At 73.3% G+C, this 4,087-nt stretch carries 3 protein-coding genes; 2 read left to right on the forward strand and 1 reads right to left on the reverse strand.

Translation table 11 applies throughout. The features are described from left to right. Positions 1-117: 117 nt before the first annotated feature. Positions 118-1,356 carry a CaiB/BaiF CoA transferase family protein gene (locus SACPADRAFT_RS0221875; RefSeq protein WP_007026751.1) on the reverse strand — a complete coding sequence of 413 codons (1,239 nt, stop codon included), beginning with the start codon at positions 1,354-1,356 and terminating at the stop codon, positions 118-120. A 223-nt stretch (positions 1,357-1,579) separates the two neighbouring features. Between SACPADRAFT_RS0221875 and SACPADRAFT_RS0221880 the strand changes: the two genes are divergently transcribed. Both SACPADRAFT_RS0221880 and SACPADRAFT_RS0221885 read left to right on the forward strand, forming a co-directional pair. Further along, positions 1,580-2,635, forward strand: coding sequence for a PaaX family transcriptional regulator (locus SACPADRAFT_RS0221880; protein ID WP_007026750.1), 1,056 nt, complete (start codon positions 1,580-1,582; stop codon positions 2,633-2,635). 190 nt (positions 2,636-2,825) lie between these two features. After that, a complete protein-coding gene (locus tag SACPADRAFT_RS0221885; protein WP_007026749.1) occupies positions 2,826-4,007 on the forward strand; it encodes an ABC transporter ATP-binding protein in 1,182 nt (393 codons plus the stop codon). Positions 4,008-4,087: the final 80 nt, after the last annotated feature.

The following is a 4,087-nucleotide window of genomic DNA, read 5'->3' on the forward strand; positions in this document are numbered from 1 at the left end:
CGGCGGGCGGCGGCGGTGCGGTCGGCCGCGTGCCGGCGGAGCTCCTCCATCGCGGCCGGTGCGGTGGTGGGCGTGGCGGGTGGGGACACGATCCTCCTCGGGCGGCGGGAGTCGGGGTCAGATCACCGCGTGTGCGGTGAGGTCGGCGATCTCGTCGGCGCTGTAGCCGAGCAGGCCGCCGTAGACGTGGTCGTTGTGCTCGCCCAGCCGCGGCGCCGGGGAGTCCAGCGACGCCCGGGAGTCGGAGAACCGGATGGGCACGCCGGTGGTCAGCAGCTCGTCGAGGTCGCCGTGCTCGGGGTGGGGGACCGGCACGACCTCCTCCCGGTCGCGCACCAGGGGGTCGCGCACCGCCCGCTGGGGCGTGCGCACCTCGGCGGCCGGGACCCCGGCGGCGGTGAGGGCCTCCACCGCTTCGGCCACCGGGCGCCGTCGGCACCATCGCGCGAGTGTGTCGTGCAGTTCGTCGGCGTGCCGCACCCGGGCGTCGCGGGTGCCGAACCGGGGGTCGTCGACCAGCTCCGGCCGCCCGATCGCACGGAACACCCCGTGCGCGAACGAGTCCACCGGGGCGCACAACGCGAGGTGTCCGTCCGCGGCGGGCAGCACCCCGAACGGCGCCAGCCGGGGGACCACCGGCCCGGTCCGCTGCGGGATGCCCACCCGCTCCAGCGCCTCGAACGGTTCGCACGCCACCAGGGACGTCAACGTGCCCAGCATGGAGACGTCGACGTGCTGGCCCTGCCCGGTGCGGTCGGCGACCGGCAGCGCCGCCACCGTGCCGATCACCGCGAACAGCGGTGCCAGCAGGTCCGCCACCGGGAGTCCGAACCGGACCGGGTCGTCGTCCGGTCGGCCCGCCGTGTACATGATCCCGCTGAGGGCCTGCACGATCGTGTCCATCGCCTTGCCCGACCCGGGGCCGCCCTGCGCGCCGAAGCCGCTGATCGAGGTGTAGACGAGGCGGGGGTTGATCCCGCGCACGGTGGCGTGGTCGATGCCGAGCCGTTCGGTGACCCCGGGGCTGTAGTTCTCCACCAGCACGTCGGCGTCGCGGACCAGGTCGGCGAACACCGCCCGGCCGCGGTCCTGCTTCAGATCCAGCGTCACGCTGAGCTTGTCGCGCCCGCGTACCAGCATCGACACGGACAGGTCGTCGTCGGCCTCGCGGCTCAGCCGGAGACCGTCGCGGCCGACGTACGGCGCGTTGCCGCGGGCGGGATCCCCGCCGGTGGCCGGGTTCTCCACCTTGATGACCGTGGCGCCGAGTCCCGCCAGCAGCAGGGTCGCGTAGGGGCCCGCCAGCGCCGTGGTCAGGTCCACGACGGTGCGGCCCGCGAGTGGTCGGTCGTTCATGGTCTCCCCACGACGCGGCCGGAAGAGCCGGGGCCGGTTCCGTGTGTTCCCGTCGCCGGTCTCGACTCAATGCAGATTGGCGACGATAGTATCAGCAAGTGACGCCTATTCAAGGGTTCGTCCGACAGTGGACGACACCGACAACCACGGCAACCGATGGACCGCGCGGACCGGACGTATCCTGTTTGCGCCACCAGTCGACTACGGAGAGCAGCGAAGACGCATGACCGCCACCTCGCACGAGCACCCGGCGTCGGACCCGGACCCGCGCGGGCCGGGCCCGGGCGACCAGGTGACGGAGGAGCGCAGGCCGAACGGCGGCGCCCGGCCCCAGCAGCTGCTGACCTCGCTGCTCGGCGACTTCTGGTACTGGCGCGAGGAACACATCCCGTCGTCCGCGCTGGTCGAGCTGCTCGGCGAGTTCGGCATCACCCCGTCCGGCGCGCGCACGGCGATGCGCAGGCTCGCGGCACGGGGGCTGCTGACCGTGCGGCGCGCGGGCCGGACCACCGCCTACGGCATCCCGCCCCGTTCGGTCGCGGTGATCGTGGAGCACACCTACCGGATGCTCACCTTCGGCGCGTCCACGCCGGAGTGGGACGGGCAGTGGACCGTGGTGGCGTTCTCGGTGCCCGAACAGGACCGCGGGCTGCGCACGGCCCTGCGCAGTCGGCTCCGGGTGCTGGGATTCGCCCCCCTCTACGACGGCGTCTGGGTGTCCCCGCACGAGCAGGGCGCCGCCGCCGCGGCGGTGCTCGACGAACTCGGCGTGACCACGGCGACCGTGCTGCGCTCCGCCGAGGTCCGCCGCGCCGCCGACGCGGACGGGGTGCGCACCGCGTTCGACCTGGACACGCTGCACCACGACTACCGGCGCTTCGCCGAGCGTTACGAGCCGGTGCTGGACCGTGCCGCCGCCGGCCGCATCGATCCGGCCGAGGCGTTGCGGGTGCGCACCGAACTCGGCGCCGAGTGGCGCGACTTCGAGCAGACCGACCCGGACCTGCCCGCCGAGCTGCTGCCGGACCCCTTCGCCCGGGATCGGGCCCAGCACGTGTTCGTCGAGGTGTACCACCGGCTCGGCCCCGTCGCCGAGCTGCGGTTCCGGCAGATCCTGGGCCGCACCGCGCCCGGCCTCGCCGAGCTGGTCACCCGGCACGACCTGGACAGCGTCACCGCGCTGCGGCAGTCACTGGGCGAGGGCGCGCACGGCGACACCCCGTTCGAGCGCGCGACCACGGCACGGCGGATCGCCGAGGCCGACCGGCAGAGCCGGTAGGCGCCCGGTCCGGACCACGTGGACAGTCGCCCCACCCGCCCCTGATCCTGGGGCCGTCGTGTCCCGTTGACGGGCGGGACCGATTTTACGCGTCAGATTATTGACGATCGGCCATGAAGTCGACGATAGTGAGCGGCGTCCTTGGCGCCCGGGTCGAACCCGCCCGCCGACCAGCAAGGAGGAGTGGGACATGGCCGTCCTGCCCGAAACCGATCAACGCGCACCCGTCGGGAGCGACACCGCCGCGCGCGACGTCGACGCCCCGGTCGTGCGCGTCGAGCACCTCACCAAACACTTCCGCCGCCGGGACGGGTCGTCCGTTCCCGCGATCGACGACGTCTCGTTCGACGTGGCCGCGGGGGACTTCGTCGTGCTGCTCGGCCCGAGCGGGTGCGGCAAGACCACGCTGCTGCGCTCGATCGCCGGCCTGGAGACCCCGGACAGCGGACGGATCAGCTTCGACGGGCGGACCCAGTTCTGCCCCCGGCAGCGGATCAACGTGCCGCCCGAGCGGCGGGGTGTGAGCATGGTGTTCCAGTCGTACGCGCTGTGGCCGCACATGACCGCGCTGCGCAACGTGTCGTACCCGCTGCAGAGCCGCAAGGGCCGCAAGCCGAAGCGTGCCGAGATCGCCGACCGCGCCCGTGAGGTGCTGGCGAAGGTGGGGATCGGCGAGCTCGAACAGCAGTACGCCGCGCAGATGAGCGGCGGCCAGCAGCAGCGGGTGGCCCTCGCCCGGGCGCTCGTCGCCAACGACGCGCTCGTGCTCTTCGACGAGCCGCTGTCCAACGTGGACGCCAAGGTGCGCGAGCAGCTCCGGATCGAACTCGTGTCCCTGCAACGGGAACTCGGCTTCGCGGCGATCTTCGTGACCCACGACCAGACCGAGGCCATGCAGCTCGGCACCCGGATCGCCGTGCTGCGGGACGGCCGGATCGTGCAGGACGCCTCGCCGTTGGACATCTACACCAGACCCGCCGACCGCTACGTCGCCTCGTTCGTCGGCACGATGAACGAGGTGCCCGGCACCGTGTCCGCCCGAACGGGGGAGACGGTCGTCGTCGACACCGGACTCGGGTCGGTGACGGGCCGCGCGGGTGCGGACACCCTCGCCGTCGGTGACCGGGTCGCGGCGATGTGGCGTCCGGAGTACAGCACGCTGTCCGTCGACCGTCCGGTGGCGGCCAACCGCTTCTCCGGGCGCGTGCAGGCGTCGTTGTTCGTCGGCGCGCACACCGAGCAGCTCGTCCGCGCCCGCGACCACGAGATCCGGGTGCTGGTGCCGGGAGCGCAGCCGCTGGACACGGGCAGCGAGGTGTCGGTCGAGGTGTCCGACGCCGACGTCGTCGTCTTCCCGGCGGAGTCGGCATGAGCGCGCCCACCACCCCGCCACCGACCCCACCGCCGCGCGAGGCGGACGCACCGGACCCGGGCGCGCAGGGACCGCCCGCC

It is taken from the genome of Saccharomonospora iraqiensis subsp. paurometabolica YIM 90007, assembly GCF_000231035.2.
GTDB lineage: Bacteria > Actinomycetota > Actinomycetes > Mycobacteriales > Pseudonocardiaceae > Saccharomonospora > Saccharomonospora paurometabolica.